This is a genomic window from Pseudarthrobacter phenanthrenivorans (genome assembly GCF_036455295.1).
Classification (GTDB): domain Bacteria; phylum Actinomycetota; class Actinomycetes; order Actinomycetales; family Micrococcaceae; genus Arthrobacter; species Arthrobacter phenanthrenivorans_C.
In genome coordinates this window covers 147,063-162,446 of sequence record NZ_JAYXNX010000004.1, presented here as the reverse complement: position 1 = coordinate 162,446, position 15,384 = coordinate 147,063, and the positions used below count along the sequence as shown (strand labels likewise).

Sequence of the window (15,384 nt, the reverse complement as noted above, 5' to 3'; positions counted from 1 at the left end):
ACATGGGAAGGACGCGAACAAGAAGCTTTTCGCAGAGATAGGAAGGACAACGACCTATGCAAGACTCAATTCTTCCCAGCGGACTTCCCGCCTTAGTCGGTGTTGGCGGCGGAAAAATGGGCGCAGGGATTGCTCACGCATTCCTGATCAAGGGCGCCGACGTCGTTATCGTGAAGCGGGATGAAGAGTCAGCTCCAAGCTGCCCGAGCCCGCGTTCAATCCGCCGTCCTAAAGAGCGTCGAGAGCGGCACCATTGACCACTACAACCTGGAAGTGCTGACATCCAAGCTCACAATAGGCCTCGATTACGACAGATCTATGGATGGGAAGTTAGTAGTGGGAGGCAGTCCCAGAGGACTGCGACTGGAAGGTCACCGCTCTTCAAACAATCGAGGTACGTCATATTTGGCGTCCAGTACGGCTTCTCTTTCCATTAATGATCTCGCGCACCATCTGTTTCGACCAAAAACTTCTTAGGCCTGCACTTCTTCAATCCGGCTCCCGCCTCAAAACTCATCGAAGTAGTAGTCGGAACGCGCACATCCGTCGAACTGGCGCGTACGGCCAGAGGGTTGGTTGAAGCGCTGGATAAGGTTGCAGTAACGGTCAGGGACACACCAGGTTTTCCATCGTCACGTCTTGGCATAGCGATCGCGCTTGAGGTAATACGCAATACGCATGCTGGAAGAGGGCGCGGCATCAGCAGAAGATATCGACGTCTTTATCGTCCTCGGCTACAAGCCTGCCGTTGGGCCTCTAAGAACAACGGACCTTGTGGGGCTGGACGTGCAGCTGGGGATAGCAGAGTACCTGCATGCAACCTTTGGCGAGCGTTTCGCCCTCGCAGATCCTGAAATCAGTGGTGGCCAGGGCAGAACTTGGACGTAAGGCCGGTAGGGATTCTTCGACTGGGCATAACCCCAGGGCGCTTTCAGCAATTTCCCCTATATAGGCGCCTTACTGACGACGCTTTGTAATCTCGGCTGGTCCCACGGAGGCATGTGAGGCCTCTCCGACAGCAGCATCAGTCCGTCAGCGATAACTCCAATAGGAATGTTCCGTCAATCACACTGACTCCGCGTCTATGTGACGGGTTGAGTAGGTCTAGATTTCTATTTGTCTGAGCTTCCTGCCGCAAGTGGGGCCATTTATCCCGTTCGTCTTTAGATCCCCCGATAGGGCGTGCAATCGTCCATAGTTTGTCTTGCCTACTGCCCAACAGGTTCACAACATTGCATGGTTAGTAGACATACTGATTTACGAAGGACGGAACAATGACGATCTCCGCAAACCATACGGTGCCCGACATGGCACCACCCGTGTCCCCGGAGGGACCAATTGCCGAGTCGGTGCGCAAATTTGGGATCTCGGTGGAGGACTACCTGCTCCCAGCACAACACCCAATTCAAATGGTGGACCCCAGCGGTGCCCTGATCTCCTTGAAGGATCAGGGTAGTCAGCCTGGTCATGAGTATCCAGTTCCAGGAGACCAGGAATTGCTCGCCGCCTACGAGCAGCTGGTCATCGGACGCCGTGTCAATGATCAGAATTCCGCCCTGGTGCGTCAGGGTCGTATGGCTGTATATCCATCGAGCCACGGCCAAGAGGCCTGCCAAGTAGCAGCAGCCGTCTGCCTCTCAGACGGGGACTGGATGTTTCCGACCTACCGGGATTCAGTGGCCATTTTGGCCCGCGGCGTTGACGCCGTGGAGGTGATGACCCTTTTTCGCGGTGATTGGCACGGCGGGTACAACCCTAACGACCACAAAGTAGGAATTCAGTCCACACCCCTGACCACGCAGCTTCTGCATGCTGTGGGAGTCGCCCACGCAGCCAAGCTGCGCGGTGAGGAAACGGTTGTTTTGGCCATGTGTGGGGACGGAGCAACTAGTGAAGGGGACTTCCACGAAGCATTGAACTTTGCAGCCGTCTTCAAACTCCCCGTCATCTTCTTCGTACAGAACAACAAGTACGCCATTTCCGTGCCCTTGGCACAGCAGTCCGTTGCCCCGTCCCTCGCGCATAAGGCAGTTGGTTATGGGATGGCAGGCGAGCGCGTGGACGGCAACGATCTAGTTGCTCTGCTGGCCGTATTGGGACGTGCCGTAAAACTGGCCCGTGACGGTACGGGTCCCCTTCTCATCGAAGCTCATACATACAGAATGCAAGCCCACACCAACGCGGACGACGCCACCCGCTACCGCCAGGACAGCGAGGTTGCCGAGTGGCTTGCCAAAGATCCCCTGTCCCGGATGACGACCTATCTCACAAATAAGGGACTCCTTGATGAGGATCTTAAGGCTCGGATAGCAGAAAGGGCAGAAGCCGTTGCTGCACAGCTTCGCGAAGGGCTCAGCGAGGACGTCGCCGTCGACCCGCAGGATCTATTCAAGTACGTGTTCTCATCCCCCACACCGCAGCTCGAGGAACAGTCCGCTCTGCTCGCCGATGAAATCTCCCGGGAAGAAGCCACGAAATGAACCCCACCATCACAACCGCCGATGAAGCCCCCAGTATCAGTGACGGCGGAACAACAACCACGGCTGTTGTTCGCTCTGCCCCGTCCGATACACGGCAGCAGTCAGTGACCCTTGCCAAGGCGATCAATACGGCCATGGTTGATGCAATGGATGCGAACAAGTCAGTCATTGTTTTCGGCGAGGACGTTGGAACGCTTGGCGGGGTCTTCCGCATTACTGACGGGCTGACCAAAACTTTCGGCGAGCAACGGTGCTTTGACACTCCCTTGGCAGAATCAGGCATCGTGGGCATGGCCATAGGTATGGCCATGAACGGTATGCGACCTGTCATCGAAATGCAGTTCGATGCCTTCGCCTACCCCGCATTTGAACAGATCGTCAGCCATGTGGCCAAAATGCATAACCGAACGAAGGGTGCGGTAAAGCTGCCGATGGTGATACGCATTCCTTATGCTGGCGGGATCGGGGGTGTCGAACACCATTGCGATTCCTCCGAGGCCTACTACGCCCATACCGCCGGCCTCAAAGTGTACGCACCTGCAACGGTCGCTGACGGGTATCGCATGCTAAGAGAAGCTATTGACTGCGATGATCCGGTCATCTTCCTGGAACCTAAAAAGCTCTACTGGTCAAAGGATCAGGCGGACCTGCGGACCTTGCGTGACCAGCACGCTGCCAATGCGGAAGCGGGGACGTCAAGTGAAGGGAGGGCGGCTGTCGCGCGCCCTGGGACTGACGCTACTCTCATCGCCTATGGCCCGTCCGTGCCCACCGCCTTGGCTGCAGCCGCTGCAGCCGCCGAAGAAGGACGTTCTCTGGAAGTCATCGACATCCGCTCAATCGTCCCCTTCGATGACGAGACAGTTAGCGCTTCGGTCCGCAAAACGGGTCGGGCAGTAGTCATCGCCGAAGCCCACAGCTTTGCCTCCGTGGCCTCCGAGATCGTAGCCCGGGTTCAAGAAAACTGCTTCCATCACCTCATCTCGCCGATCCGGCGTGTTACCGGGTTTGACGTTCCCTACCCAGCACCGAAACTTGAGCACTACTACCTGCCCGGCGTGGACCGCATCCTCGACGCCGTGGATGACCTCCAGTGGAAAGACTAATTATGAGTGAACCAAACGTATTTCTCCTCCCCGACCTGGGCGAGGGCCTCACCGAAGCGGAGCTGGTCACCTGGCTCGTATCCGTCGGTGACGAAATCTGCGTCGACCAGCCGATAGCAGAAGTAGAAACCGCGAAGTCGATGGTTGAAGTGCCGTCGCCCTACGCCGGAACTGTGGCCGTCCTGCATGGCGAGCCAGGCCAGACCCTCGACGTGGGCAAGCCCCTAATCTCCGTGAAGACCGCCGGAACTGCGGGTGTTCCTGCCAGCATTTCTTCAGCCAAGGAAAACACCGTACCGGCCGCAGATGCTGCAGCAACCGCCCACCGGGACGAAGAAAAGTCCGGTTCCGGCAACGTCCTGATCGGCTATGGCACTCCCGGAGGGCACGGTCAATCACGCCGCAACCGGCCACGCCGAGCCGCAACTAATACTGTTGCTGCTAACCCGTCTGCACAACCCACAGCCCCGACCACGCAGCGACAACCCGGCGTCGTAAGTTCTCCCCTCGTGCGTAGGCTGGCTCGAGAAAACGGAGTTGATCTCAATTCAATTCACGGAACTGGAACTGGAACTGCGGGTTTGATAACACGCCGAGACGTGGAAGCGGCCATATCAGCGACATCCCCGCAAACCGTCCCGGATTCGGAGCGAACCAATGGGGCTCTTGCGGCAACAACACTAGCGACCGTCGTGAACCATGACCTCGGTGGTACAGACTTGGACCCCAGAACCGGCCTATCAATTGCAACAAGGACGCAGGTCAAGGGCGTACGTAAAGCTGTGGCAGCGAATATGACCCGCAGCCGAGCAGAAATTCCTGAGGCAACTGTCTGGGTCGACGTTGATACCACTGCACTACTAGAACTCCGGGCTGCTATGAAGGGTGAGAATGCCGACGACACCCCTGGTTTGCTTGCGTTCATCGCCCGATTCGTCGTCTCCGGTCTCAAGAAGTACCCGGAGCTAAATACACGATTCCAAAGCGTCCGGGAAGCGGAAGACAGCGATCTAAAGGAGATTATAGGTTTTAGCGGGATAAACCTTGGGTTTGCCGCACAAACTGACAGGGGCCTCGTAGTTCCGTCCATCCGCAATGCCGACAGACTCAGCGCCCGGCAACTCAATACCGAAATCAGGCGCCTCAGCAAAGTAGCACGCGAAGGAAAAGCCTCACCTGCGGAACTCGGCAGTGGCACCTTTACCCTAAACAATTACGGCGTTTTCGGTGTTGACGGGTCGGCCGCGATCATCAACTACCCCGAAGCCGCCATACTCGGCGTGGGTCGTATCATCGACAAGCCCTGGGTCTTCAACGGAGAACTAGCCGTCCGCAAAATCGTTCAGCTGACACTTGTATTTGACCACCGCGTTTGTGACGGCGGAACGGCGGGAGGATTCCTACGATACGTAGCCGACGCTGTAGAAAATCCCTCCTCAGCATTGGCCGACCTTTAATCCGGAGCCGCCACCAAGGGTAGACCCAAATCACCCCCGTCCCACAACAGAGCGGTGCCCTCAACAGGGCGGTTTCAGGCCAGTCGAGGGCCGTCTCCCGCTCGCTCAGGCGGAATACCCCGTTGGTGACCTTGCCCAACTGCGCGACCGCGGGTGGATGTCAGGTTCGGCATCTACCCTGTGCCGACCGTCTGCCCTGACACGCCAAGTCGCCGCAGCTAGTTCAACAAAATCGGAAAGCGCTCAAACCCGAACGCAAACTTCCTCGCTCTAGCAAAAGGCAGTACCACGAAGATTTCAAGTGAGTGGCTCTGTTCTTCACGGCACCCCGGGGTGGCTGCGGCGAGCACCAGCCGTCACCAGTTGTTGTTTCGTTGGGCGGTGCGTCTGATCGGCCAATCCTGTTCTATGGCGATAAGTTCGGATCGACAAGCCTGTATTATCCGTCGCTTTCAGAGTACAGGCGGCGTTCGCCCAGGTCATCGGCCAGGAGCCAAAAGGAGGGAGCCGTCAGGAGCTACGTCGCCGACGGTACCGGAAAGCCGGGCCGGTGGGTTTCCGGTACCGAGCAGTAACACGTGCTCGCCCGGGATGAGTTGGGACCAATTGGCCACGACGGACCGGCGGAAGCCGTAGTGAGTGGACCGGGTGACCTGCTCGGGCGTTAGGGGGCCATGGTTTGGCTATTTGTCTCCTCTGTGTCATCGTGTGAGGTTTCTGTTGTTGTGCCGCTCCCTGGACGGGAAGGGTGGATGGCAGCCGAGACGGGCCGCGATGCTCAAAGGCGGTGATCATCCCTTGATCGATGAGCGTCGGATTGATGTCGTCCAGTCCGTTCATCAACCGCCACCTGGTGTCGTCGTCGAGTGCAAAGTCAACGCTGAGATCTCCTGCAGTGAGCGCCCGGCGGTCCAAGTCGAGGGTAAGTTCCGCCAATCGGTTCACTTCGACTGCGTCCCATAACTGGAGGACGGCTTCTCGCTTACCTGGGCCTGCGAGAAGGCCGACTTTGCCTGCATTACCGCGAAAGATGTCGGCGGATCTGGGCGAAACGACCGGATGGAAACCGAAGTCAATCATGGCCCAAACGGCGTCCAATGAGGACCCTATCCCAAAGCCCGGGCCTGGGCCTGGGCCTGGGAGGAGAATCGTGGTCCCGGCGTATTCGGGCCGGTTTAGCTCGAGTTCCGGGTCCCTTCGCCAGTCGGCGAAGGGACAATCTTCAAAGCCGGTCCGAGTGATCCGTTTCATATAGACCGCCAGGATGGTCTGATCGGTGTCTATATTGCTACGCCGCAGGGGAAAACCCGTTCCCCCGATGACAGTGACGGCCCGGATTGGAATCCGCTGGCGCCTTAGAGAGCCACGGAGGGGTAGTCCTTGCCCAGCCAGTGGTCCAGCTTCCTGGCAAATTCCTTCTGGAAGGACAGGGAACCATGTTCTCTGGTTGTAGTCCTCTTCAAAGACAGTGACGAAGAGTGTCAGCGAAAGAAGAAGTAAGCGCCGTTTTCGAACAACCAGACGTTGTCGTAGTTGACCAGTGCATTGCGCTCCTCGGCAGGCCAGCCAAGAAGTCTTCTCGACCTCGTTGCGCCAGATGCCGACGTCTTTTCCCACGGCCGGCCACTTCCTGCTACATATCGTCTACCTTGCGCCCTGAAGACTTGAGGTGTGTCAAGGATGTGAGACGATCGGGTAGTTTCTTTTCGGTCAGGCTGCAGCGGGAACCTGCCGGTTTGTTGTAGTGAAGTTGGCCATTGCCGCCGCTGGTGGCAAGCCCTCGTTGTGGGTGTGGGGACGCCAGCGGTTGTAGAACACTTCGATGTAGCGCATTGTGCCCGTCTGGCGTCTTGCCGGGTGGCGAAGCTGTGGTGATGTTAAAACTCGTTTTTCACCGATGAGAACAGCGATTCCGCCACGGCATTGTCCCAGCACAACCCGGTGGCGCCCATGGACTGCCGGACACTGTTCCCGGCGCACCAGGCGCCCAGTCCGCGGGATGTGTACTGCGTCCCGCCGTCGCTGTGAAAAATGGCGTCGGCTCTGAAGTGGCCCGGTCCCCGGCCACTTCAGAGCCCCGGTAACCAACGAGGCACGCATGTGCTACGTAATTGCCCAGCCGACGACTATCCGGGTGCACAGATCGATGGCGGTAGCCAGGTAGAGCCAGCTCTCATTGGTGCGTAGGTAGGTGACGTCCGCGACGAGCCGTGTCCCGGGAGCTTCTGATGTGAAGTCCCGGCCGATGAGGTCTGCGAAGACCTTATCCGGATTCGACGGGATGGTGGTGCCCTTGAAAGCGTGCATTTGGCCGTCCACCCGTTCTCGACCATGATTCCCGCCACTGTGCCCACCGACACCTCGATGCCGGCGGCGACCAGTTTGGTGTGCACCATGCGGTGGCCGAAGATCCCGTCGGAGGCCTCGAAGACAGTCTTCGCTGATCCGTCAGCTCCCGACGGTGGAGCGCTGTCGGGGTCCCCTCCGCGTGGAGCCATCGGTGTTACGTGGCCCGCGGAAGCTGCAACTGCCTGCACATCCAGGCCACAGGGAAGTCTGCGTTCTGCTCCTGAACAGGGCGGTACAAGTCCTCTACCGTTGTTCTCTGGCGAAGAAAGCCGAAACTCTCTTTCAGGAAATCGTTCTCCCTCTCCGGCTCACGCAGCCGGGTCTCCAAGACCTTGTATTTCGCAGGATCCACCGGATCATCGGGCGCCGCGCCCGCAACGAATGAGCCCAGTACAGCGGCTCCGGTGAGGGCAAAGACGAACAGCAGCGCGGTTGTCAGGTCGAAGCCGAGTCCTTTCATGGCTTTGGCGAGCCAAACGTTCATGACAAGGCTGGCGCGGCCCTGGGGTGCATGGTTGCGGGCCAGAGTCATGGCTGTCGTGATGGCTCCGCCTACACCGATGCCGGTGACGAATCGGGCGACGCCCACGAGTCCGGGGTTGGGGGCAAGGGCGGCTGCGACTGCGCCGATGGCGAAGATTGCGGCTGAGGCAGTCATGACTTTGTGGCGGCCGATCCGGTCAGCGAGGCTGTTGCCCAGCAGGATCCCGGTGAGGGCCCCGATGTAGACGATTCCGCCGACGATGCCGGTCGTTTGTTCGTCAATACCCATGCCCTTGTCCTGCAGCAGGAGCGGAACGACTGCGCCGAAGACGATGAGATTGTAGCCTTCCATGACTGTGACGAGCATGCAGATGATGACCACAGCGTTGTTGGACAACAACGGTCGCACGCAGCGGCGGGTCGCTTGCTGGTGTGAGGAGGCTCTCAGTCGGTCCTACATGTCGGTTGGGCACTTCGTTGCGCCGCTTATCGTCAGGTGGTGAGGACTCGGTGCTCGACCCAGATCAGGCCGGCTTCGGTGTGGGTGAAGCGTCCGGTGTAATGGCCGAAGGCTTCACAGACGGGTGTCATGGGATCAGCCACGGACCATCGCTGGTAGATGGCGCTGTAATGGGTGGCATCCTGCCCGGGGGTGGTCATCAGGTTCGAGATGATGTGCCGCGTGCGGGATGGGTTTGGAAAAGCAGAGGCGTAGAAGGCGCCGATGTCGGCTCTCCCGTGCAGAGGGGGGGTGTCTTTGAAATGCAGGTCTGCCGTGGCGAGGAGCTGTGCCGCGGCCTCCGGGTCCTGGTCGTCCATGGCTTTGGTGTAGGCGGCGAGGGTGTTCGCGATGGCGTCGTGGACACTGGTCGTCTGCCCGGAGGCCGGGTTCTTAGTCACAGCGCTGCGGTGCTAAGGCCCTGGCGGCTTTCTGAGGCGTGGGTCCCGCCCGTTGCCGTAAAAAAGTCATGGACAAGTGTTGCCAGGTCTTCTGTTCTGGCAACACCGAAGATATAGAAGTCCGGGCGTACGAGAACTGCGTCCGCGCCCAGGGAATCAAACCATTCCCCGTAGGCTCCGGTGCTGTCTACTGCCACCACGTCTGCTCGGGACGGGCCGAAACCGATGACAGCGAACCCCAAACTTTCCAGGTCTTTAATGTCCTCTGACGTTAGCCGGCCCCGGTCGGCCTCGTTGCGCAGCAACAGTGTGCCCGAGGAACCAAAGACGTTATCGAAGAGTGCCTGTCCCGAATCTGTTCGTACAGGCGCCTGGATCGAGAGTGTTCCGCCTCCTGCGTCATCGCGATGCAGGCCGGCGCCGAGCCTTGGAAGGGGACGGGGAGGCATGGAGGTGCCATCGGAAATGTCTTTCGCCATGGCGGCGTCCCGGTTGGCTACAGCCTCTTCATCGGTGAGGCAAATAACTTCACCGAGTTGCATGGAGCGGTCGATGAAGTGGCGGACGTGTTCGGAGCGCTCGGGACCATAAGTGTCCAGGATGCTGTCGGGTACCAGGCCGCGGAGGACGAGGTCCAGCTTCCATTCCAGGTTGGCGACGTCCCGCAGGCCCGAGCACATTCCCTGTCCGGCGAAGGGCGGCATCAGGTGGGCGGAGTCGCCAGCCAGCAGCAGCCGGCCTCGCCTCCACTGGTCACACCAGCGGGCCTGGAACGTGTAAACGGTGTGCCGTTCCATCGTGGCGGTCTCTGATGTCACCCCCCAGTTCTTGAGTAGTTCCCACGCCCGGGATTCGGTGTTGAGCTCTTCTTTGGTCTCGTGTTCGAGGCGCATGAATTCGAAGCGCCGCCGGCCAGGGCCTCCGGGCACGACGGTAGTGGGCCGAGCCGGGTCGCAGAACTGGGAAGCCGGAGGGCTTATCTCCAGGGGAGTGGAAGGGATCAGGTCAACGACGAGCCAGTCGTGGAAGTACCCGAGGTCGCTCATCGGGGTGCCGATCCAGTCCCGTACCTTGCTGTTGGCCCCGTCAGAGCCAATGACATAGCGGGCGCTGAGGGTCATGCGTTCGTCGGCGGAGTTACGTACCTGAAGGTGGACGCTGTCTTCGAATTCTGCATGGGTGATAGCTTCCCAACCCCGCAGGACCGTGACGGTGTCCAAGGCCATCACCTTGTCGTCGAGGAAGTTTTCCATGCCGGGCTGGTGGAAGAAGTTGCTGACGTTCCAGCCCGACGGTCCTGCACCGCGCCAGTCAAGGTGCAGGATCGTTTGATTGGCCGCGTTGCGCCACTCATAAAAGTCATCGTAGGGCTCGACGACGTGGGACATGGTGTCCGGGGCGGCGCCCACAGACTGGAAGATGCGTCCGATTTCATCATCGAAGTGCACCGCGCGGGGAAGCGGGTAGACCCGTTCCTGGCGCTCAATGACCGCTACCCGGTGGCCTCGAAAACCCAATTTCAGTGCCAGCAGACGGCCGACGGGCCCATATCCAACGAGAATGACGTCATATTCGCCGTCGACAGAGTTGGGGGCTTCGAAGGCGGGGGCGTCGTTGCCCTGTTGGTAACTCATGCTAGCTTCATCTCCTGAATTGTCCGCCAGGCGGACACATGTACGATGTTCTGAGATGATGGTGACAGAGCCCACCGCGGGTGTCAAGCGCCACAGTGGGGAGGGGCTGGGAGATGCAGTCCTAGACCTTGAGGGACTTCACTGGGCGGGACTGCCACCGGGCCCAGTCACGTCCCGCGGCCAGGGCGGCATCTCGGAGCAGGGGTAGGTATTCGCCGGTGAGCTTCTCCAAGCTGGTTTCCTGGGCGTGCACGGTGACGTTCATTGAGGCCCGGACGATGTTCTCCCCATCCGTGACCCCTACGGAAATGGAGCGTACGCCGGGCGCGAGTTCCTCGTCGGCCAGCGCCCAGCCCTGGGTCCTGACCTCGTCTAGAATCGTCAGGACGCGCCCCGGTTCCATCTCCCCGGTTTCCGGGAGCCCGGAGCGGGAGGGCTGGGCCAGCACCTTCAACGCCTCCTCGGGCGGCAGCGCCGCCAGGAGTACCTTGCCTTGGGACGTGCGCATGGCGGGGAATCGCGTGCCAACATCCACGCGGAGCGCGATGAGCTTGGGCACGGCGACGCGCGCCACGTAGATGATGTCAGACCCGTCGAGTTGAGCCATCGAAGACGATTCGCCGGTGCGGTGGACCAGGTCTTCCAGGTGTGGCCGGGCCATGTCCCAAAGACCGAGCGCGCCAATGTAGGCCATGCCAAGCTCCAGAACTTTCGGCATCAGGGCGAACGTGCCGTTAACCCCCCGGACATAACCGAGCTCCTCCAGCGTTAGAAGGATTCTTCGGGCGGTGGGTCGCGCCAGGTCTGCCGCCTGAGCCACCTGACTCAGGCTCATGCGCGGCTGCTCCGGCGAAAAGCAGCGCAATACGTCCAGGCCCCGCGCCAGCGCCTCGATGAATTCCGGACCTACGCCTCGCTGCGCCATTCAAGTTCTCCTCTTATGCGTCCCCGTAACTCTTGACACGTCTGCGCCAGAGCCTTCATTCTATAAATATCCCATTTTCGGACGAGTGTCCGCACAACGGACAATATGATTGTGACCCCGAAAGGAACTACCTGTGATCAGCCACTCCGGGACGGAAGCCGTCAAGGCACCGGCCCGACCCCTCGACGGGATCGTCATCGCGGACTTCTCGCGTGTGCTCGCCGGCCCATACGCCACCATGTTGCTGGCGGACATGGGGGCCGAAGTTATCAAGGTGGAGAGCCCGGCCGGCGATGACACTCGCTCTTGGGTTCCCCCTGTCCGCCCGGACGGCGTGTCCACGTATTACTCGGCGATCAACCGGAACAAGAAATCTGTCGTTCTCGACCTGAAAAACGACGACGACTTGGCGGCTGCCAAAGAGCTCGCGGCAAGGGCCGACGTCGTCATCGAAAACTTCAAGCCCGGCGGGCTAAGGCGCTTTGGACTGGACTACCATTCGGTGCGGGAGCGCAACGAGGCAGTTATTTACTGTTCCATCAGCGGCTTCGGGACCGCCGAAGGCGCCTCCCTGCCCGGTTACGATCTCATCGTTCAGGCAATGTCCGGGCTCATGAGCCTTACCGGTGATCCTGACGGGCAGCCGTACCGGGCAGGTATCAGTGTTTTCGACGTCATGGCCGGGCTGCATTCAACCATCGGCATCCTTGCTGCGCTGCACCACCGTGACCGCACCGGCCAAGGTCAGAACATCGAGACTAGCCTAATGGCCTCAGCTATGAGCGGGCTGGTTAACCAGACGTCCGCCTACGTCGCCGGCGGGGTTACCCCGTTCCGGATGGGCAATGCCCACCCCAGCCTGTTTCCTTATGAAGCGCTTCCCACCGCCGACGACGATCTGATCGTCACTGCTGGCAATAATGCCCAGTTCCGGAAACTGTGCCAGGTTCTTGGCGTCCCGAAACTTGCCGATGATGAGCGGTTCGCCGAGAACTCCAACAGGACCCAACGGCGGGAAGAGCTGCGCCCACTGCTGGTGGAACGGCTGAAAACCCAGACCGCGGAGTACTGGTTTAACAAACTGAACGAGGCAGGCATCGCCAACGGGCCCATCAACACAATCAAGCAGGGCGTGGAATACGCGCAATTGCTGGGGCTGGAACCGGTGGTCCAAGTCGGCAGCGGCACGAAGACCGTACCCGGCGTCCGAAATCCGATCACCTTTTCCCAAACCCCCGCCCGCTACGATCTGGCACCCCCGGAACTGGGCGAACACACTGAAGAAGTCCGCGCGTGGCTGGCCGCCTCCGCGGTACCTACGAACGCATCCAAGGGAGCATGATGACGACGACAGCAGAGACCCGGGTCTTGAACTTTCCCACCTCTCTTGGTACGTCCACCGCTACGGAAATCCGGCTGCTGGGCCACGACCTCGCAGCGGACCTGATGGGGAAGGTCAGTTTCGGTGAGCTGGCCTTCTGGCTTGTCGCCATGCGCCGGCCCACCCCCGGTGAACTGCGCGTGTTCGAATCGGTCCTTGTCGCCCTGGCAGACCACGGCTTCACCCCCACGGCCATCGCAGCCCGCCTGACATACCTCAGCGCCCCCGATTCGCTCCAGGGCGCCATCGCCGCCGGCCTGCTTGGAGGGGGGTCACGCTTCCTGGGCGTCACCGAGGACTGCGGACAGTTCCTCGCAGCGACCCTGGCCGCGCACGAGGGCCAGCTGCCGGACTCCGATGATGGCTGGGATGAGATGGCCTTTGCCGCCATCACCAGCCAGCGGGAAGCCGGGAAGTTCGTCCCAGGACTTGGCCACCCGAACCATAAGGACGGCGACCCACGCACCCCGACTCTGCTGCGCATCGCCGAAGAAGAAGACCAGCGCGGGCCTCACCTTCGTCTCTTCGAAGCCATTGGCCGCATGAGCGAAAAGGCTCTAGGTCGGAAGTTGCCCCTCAACGGCGCCGGCGTATGCGGTGCCGCCCTGGCTGACTTGGGATTGCCCACCGACCTACTCAGGGGCTTCGCCCTCCTGGCCCGGGCCGCCGGTCTGCTGGGGCAAATCGCCGAAGAACGACGGAACCCCATCGGCATGGATGTCTACATGGCGGTGGACCGCAACGCCGTCTACGTTGACCCTGACACCGCCGCCCCGGCAACAAGCTAACAACCCAGGCCGGAAGGCCAAGCCAGCCCCCGGGCCGCAATGCAGCGGCCCCGCCAAGTCGAAGGAGAATCCGATGGCTGATCTGACAGCCGTACTGGCCAGCACCCACCACCCGTTCTACCTCAAGGCCACCACCGCCCCGCCCGAAGAACGCACCCCGCAGGCGGATGAATGGAAGCGCAAAGTCGAGGCGTACCGCGAGACCCTCACAGCGGCCGAGCCCGACATCCTGGTCATGGTCGGCGCCGACCACTTCCACCAATTCTTCCTGGACAACTACCCGACCTTCCTGATCGGCAAGCAGGAAAAATACGACGCGACCTTCTACAACGAAGAACGCGAATTCGGCATCCCCAAGTACGTACTCGATGGGGACGTTCCATTTTCCGATTTCATGCACAGGGGACTGATGGAGCGCGGCTTTGACTTCTCCTTCAGCCATGAACTGAAGATTGACCACTCCATCATCTGCCCCATCATCACCGTCCGCCCGGACGCCGACCTTCCCGTCATCCCGATCTACACGAATATCTTTGCCCCGCCGCTGCCCTCACCCAAGCGGTTCTGGGACCTCGGACGCGCAATCCGCTCAGTCATCGACGAATACCCCACAGACAAAAAGATTGCCGCGATCGGAACCGGTCATCTCTCCCTCGAACTCGGCGGCCCCCGCCAGTTCGGTGAACACGGACCGGACCCCGAGTTCGACCGGCAAGCCATCGAATGGCTGTCCACCGGCAATATCGAAGCCATCCTCGAAAATGTGACGCACGAGTCCATGTCCGGGTCCGGGAACGCAACCCACGGCTTTATGGACCTGATCCTCATGATGGGGATCGCCGGTCCCGAAAACGCCGACTACGTTGACCAGCTGGACCTGTACCACACACGGGAAATGTTCATGACCTGGTACCCCAACAAGACCGAAAAGCAGGCAGCCGCCGCGGAGCATGCAGCGGCGGTCTCCGGCGGAACCGCTGGCCCGGTCACCGCCAAGGAAGGTGTCACAGCATGAGCAAGTACTACGTCAACAAGTTCCTGTATACCGTGGACCGGGACCCGCGCTGGGTCACCCGCTACAAGGAAGACGCTGCGCGCGCTCTCGAAGACTGGGAGAAAGAAGCCGGTATCTGGCTCAACGACGTCGAGAAGACCTCATGGGTCTCCTTCACCGATGAGGAACGCCAGGCACTGACCAACTACGACTACGTCTGGCTGTTCGAAAACGGCGCCCACTTCTTCCTCTCCCTCACCCTCTTCATCGCCATCTTCGAGGAGGACTACACCAAGGAACACGGTCCCCTATCCTTCCAGCAAGAATTCGCCAGGAAACTGAACCACTGGCTCGGCCGCGACTACCCCTCCGTAGCGCTTTAGATCCCAAATGCCCATCAAAGCCCTCACTGTCATAGAAGGCACCGGAGTTCCTGCCGTGCTCCAGCTGTGAGACAGCATCGAAACGCAGCCTGCACAGCGCTCTGTGTGGACCTGGAGTCACGCACTCTAACGATGGGGTCGCTCAGCTTCCCATGTGCACTCGACTATGACACGCGCTGGCGCCTGATGAACGGGCTGGACGACATCGACCCTACCCTCCAGCACGACCCGCTGATTAGGGCATTCGAGTCCCGTCGCCCGACCGGGGTCCTTACGACCACTCTCCCAGATTCAAAGGGAATCTTAATGATGTTGTCAACGGATTTGGGGGCGTAGCCGGTAAACGCAAACACTCTAGGAGTCCAGCCGGGGTAGGGGTTTCCGGTTCGCGTCGGGGCAGGTGGGCGGCGGCGCGGGGAGGTCGTCCGGGCCGCCGGACTTCCCGGAGCTCCAGTAAAAGAACATGCTCGGTTTCGCTCGCGCGGGGTATGCCTGACGTACCGG

Annotated in this window: 12 protein-coding genes and 2 pseudogenes; 8 read left to right on the top strand and 6 right to left on the bottom strand. The window is 60.3% G+C overall.

Annotation, left to right across the window (positions count from 1 at the left end):
• The first annotated feature begins 56 nt into the window (after positions 1-56).
• The 4 genes and pseudogenes from VXJ37_RS06820 to VXJ37_RS06805 all read left to right on the top strand — a co-directional run bounded on the left by VXJ37_RS06820 (position 57) and on the right by VXJ37_RS06805 (position 5,043).
• Positions 57-918: pseudogene (locus VXJ37_RS06820) on the top strand (3-hydroxyacyl-CoA dehydrogenase family protein).
• A gap of 356 nt (positions 919-1,274) precedes the next feature.
• On the top strand, positions 1,275-2,480 hold the full coding sequence (gene pdhA / locus VXJ37_RS06815; RefSeq protein WP_331322294.1) for a pyruvate dehydrogenase (acetyl-transferring) E1 component subunit alpha: 1,206 nt from the start codon (positions 1,275-1,277) through the stop codon (positions 2,478-2,480).
• On the top strand, positions 2,477-3,586 hold the full coding sequence (locus tag VXJ37_RS06810) for an alpha-ketoacid dehydrogenase subunit beta (protein WP_331322293.1): 1,110 nt from the start codon (positions 2,477-2,479) through the stop codon (positions 3,584-3,586). The genes pdhA and VXJ37_RS06810 overlap by 4 nt, the downstream gene beginning before the upstream one ends.
• Positions 3,587-3,588: 2 nt before the next feature.
• Positions 3,589-5,043, top strand: a complete 1,455-nt coding sequence (locus VXJ37_RS06805) for a dihydrolipoamide acetyltransferase family protein (RefSeq protein ID WP_331322292.1) — start codon at positions 3,589-3,591, stop codon at positions 5,041-5,043.
• Positions 5,044-5,760: 717 nt separating this feature from the next.
• On the opposite strand, the pseudogene VXJ37_RS06800 reads toward VXJ37_RS06805, so the two are convergent.
• From VXJ37_RS06800 to VXJ37_RS06775, 6 genes and pseudogenes are all read right to left on the bottom strand, one after another.
• Positions 5,761-6,381, bottom strand: a pseudogene (locus VXJ37_RS06800) (3-isopropylmalate dehydratase small subunit); the annotation flags it as partial.
• 765 nt (positions 6,382-7,146) lie between these two features.
• Positions 7,147-7,350, bottom strand: a complete 204-nt coding sequence (locus VXJ37_RS06795) for a DDE-type integrase/transposase/recombinase (RefSeq protein WP_331322291.1) — start codon at positions 7,348-7,350, stop codon at positions 7,147-7,149.
• Between the two features lie 196 nt (positions 7,351-7,546).
• Entirely contained in the window at positions 7,547-8,272 is a 726-nt protein-coding gene (locus tag VXJ37_RS06790; protein ID WP_331322290.1) for an MFS transporter, read from the bottom strand.
• 95 nt (positions 8,273-8,367) lie between these two features.
• Complete coding sequence (locus VXJ37_RS06785; RefSeq protein WP_331322289.1) at positions 8,368-8,775, bottom strand: nuclear transport factor 2 family protein; 408 nt, start codon at positions 8,773-8,775, stop codon at positions 8,368-8,370.
• Entirely contained in the window at positions 8,772-10,409 is a 1,638-nt protein-coding gene (gene mhpA / locus VXJ37_RS06780; RefSeq protein ID WP_331322288.1) for a bifunctional 3-(3-hydroxy-phenyl)propionate/3-hydroxycinnamic acid hydroxylase MhpA, read from the bottom strand. Before mhpA ends, VXJ37_RS06785 begins: the two co-directional genes overlap by 4 nt.
• 121 nt (positions 10,410-10,530) lie before the next feature.
• Entirely contained in the window at positions 10,531-11,334 is an 804-nt protein-coding gene (locus VXJ37_RS06775; RefSeq protein WP_331322287.1) for an IclR family transcriptional regulator domain-containing protein, read from the bottom strand.
• A 133-nt stretch (positions 11,335-11,467) separates the two neighbouring features.
• Here VXJ37_RS06775 and VXJ37_RS06770 point away from each other — a divergent pair, with 133 nt between their 5' ends.
• The 4 genes from VXJ37_RS06770 to VXJ37_RS06755 all read left to right on the top strand — a co-directional run bounded on the left by VXJ37_RS06770 (position 11,468) and on the right by VXJ37_RS06755 (position 14,880).
• Complete coding sequence (locus VXJ37_RS06770) at positions 11,468-12,676, top strand: CaiB/BaiF CoA transferase family protein (RefSeq protein WP_331322286.1); 1,209 nt, start codon at positions 11,468-11,470, stop codon at positions 12,674-12,676.
• Complete coding sequence (locus tag VXJ37_RS06765; protein WP_331322285.1) at positions 12,676-13,503, top strand: citryl-CoA lyase; 828 nt, start codon at positions 12,676-12,678, stop codon at positions 13,501-13,503. The genes VXJ37_RS06770 and VXJ37_RS06765 overlap by 1 nt, the downstream gene beginning before the upstream one ends.
• A 73-nt stretch (positions 13,504-13,576) precedes the next feature.
• A complete protein-coding gene (locus VXJ37_RS06760) occupies positions 13,577-14,518 on the top strand; it encodes a hypothetical protein (protein WP_331322284.1) in 942 nt (313 codons plus the stop codon).
• Positions 14,515-14,880 (top strand): hypothetical protein, encoded by a 366-nt coding sequence (locus VXJ37_RS06755; RefSeq protein ID WP_331322283.1) that lies wholly within the window; start codon positions 14,515-14,517, stop codon positions 14,878-14,880. The genes VXJ37_RS06760 and VXJ37_RS06755 overlap by 4 nt, the downstream gene beginning before the upstream one ends.
• Positions 14,881-15,384: the final 504 nt, after the last annotated feature.

What these genes read in the sequence shown, in the direction of transcription:
- pdhA (WP_331322294.1), top strand. Translation starts at nt 1,275, where the DNA reads ATGACGATCTCCGCAAACCATACGGTGCCCGACATGGCACCACCCGTG.
- VXJ37_RS06810 (WP_331322293.1), top strand. Translation starts at nt 2,477, where the DNA reads ATGAACCCCACCATCACAACCGCCGATGAAGCCCCCAGTATCAGTGAC.
- VXJ37_RS06805 (WP_331322292.1), top strand. Translation starts at nt 3,589, where the DNA reads ATGAGTGAACCAAACGTATTTCTCCTCCCCGACCTGGGCGAGGGCCTC.
- VXJ37_RS06795 (WP_331322291.1), bottom strand. Translation starts at nt 7,350, where the DNA reads ATGCACGCTTTCAAGGGCACCACCATCCCGTCGAATCCGGATAAGGTC.
- mhpA (WP_331322288.1), bottom strand. Translation starts at nt 10,409, where the DNA reads ATGAGTTACCAACAGGGCAACGACGCCCCCGCCTTCGAAGCCCCCAAC.
- VXJ37_RS06775 (WP_331322287.1), bottom strand. Translation starts at nt 11,334, where the DNA reads ATGGCGCAGCGAGGCGTAGGTCCGGAATTCATCGAGGCGCTGGCGCGG.
- VXJ37_RS06765 (WP_331322285.1), top strand. Translation starts at nt 12,676, where the DNA reads ATGACGACGACAGCAGAGACCCGGGTCTTGAACTTTCCCACCTCTCTT.
- VXJ37_RS06760 (WP_331322284.1), top strand. Translation starts at nt 13,577, where the DNA reads ATGGCTGATCTGACAGCCGTACTGGCCAGCACCCACCACCCGTTCTAC.
- VXJ37_RS06755 (WP_331322283.1), top strand. Translation starts at nt 14,515, where the DNA reads ATGAGCAAGTACTACGTCAACAAGTTCCTGTATACCGTGGACCGGGAC.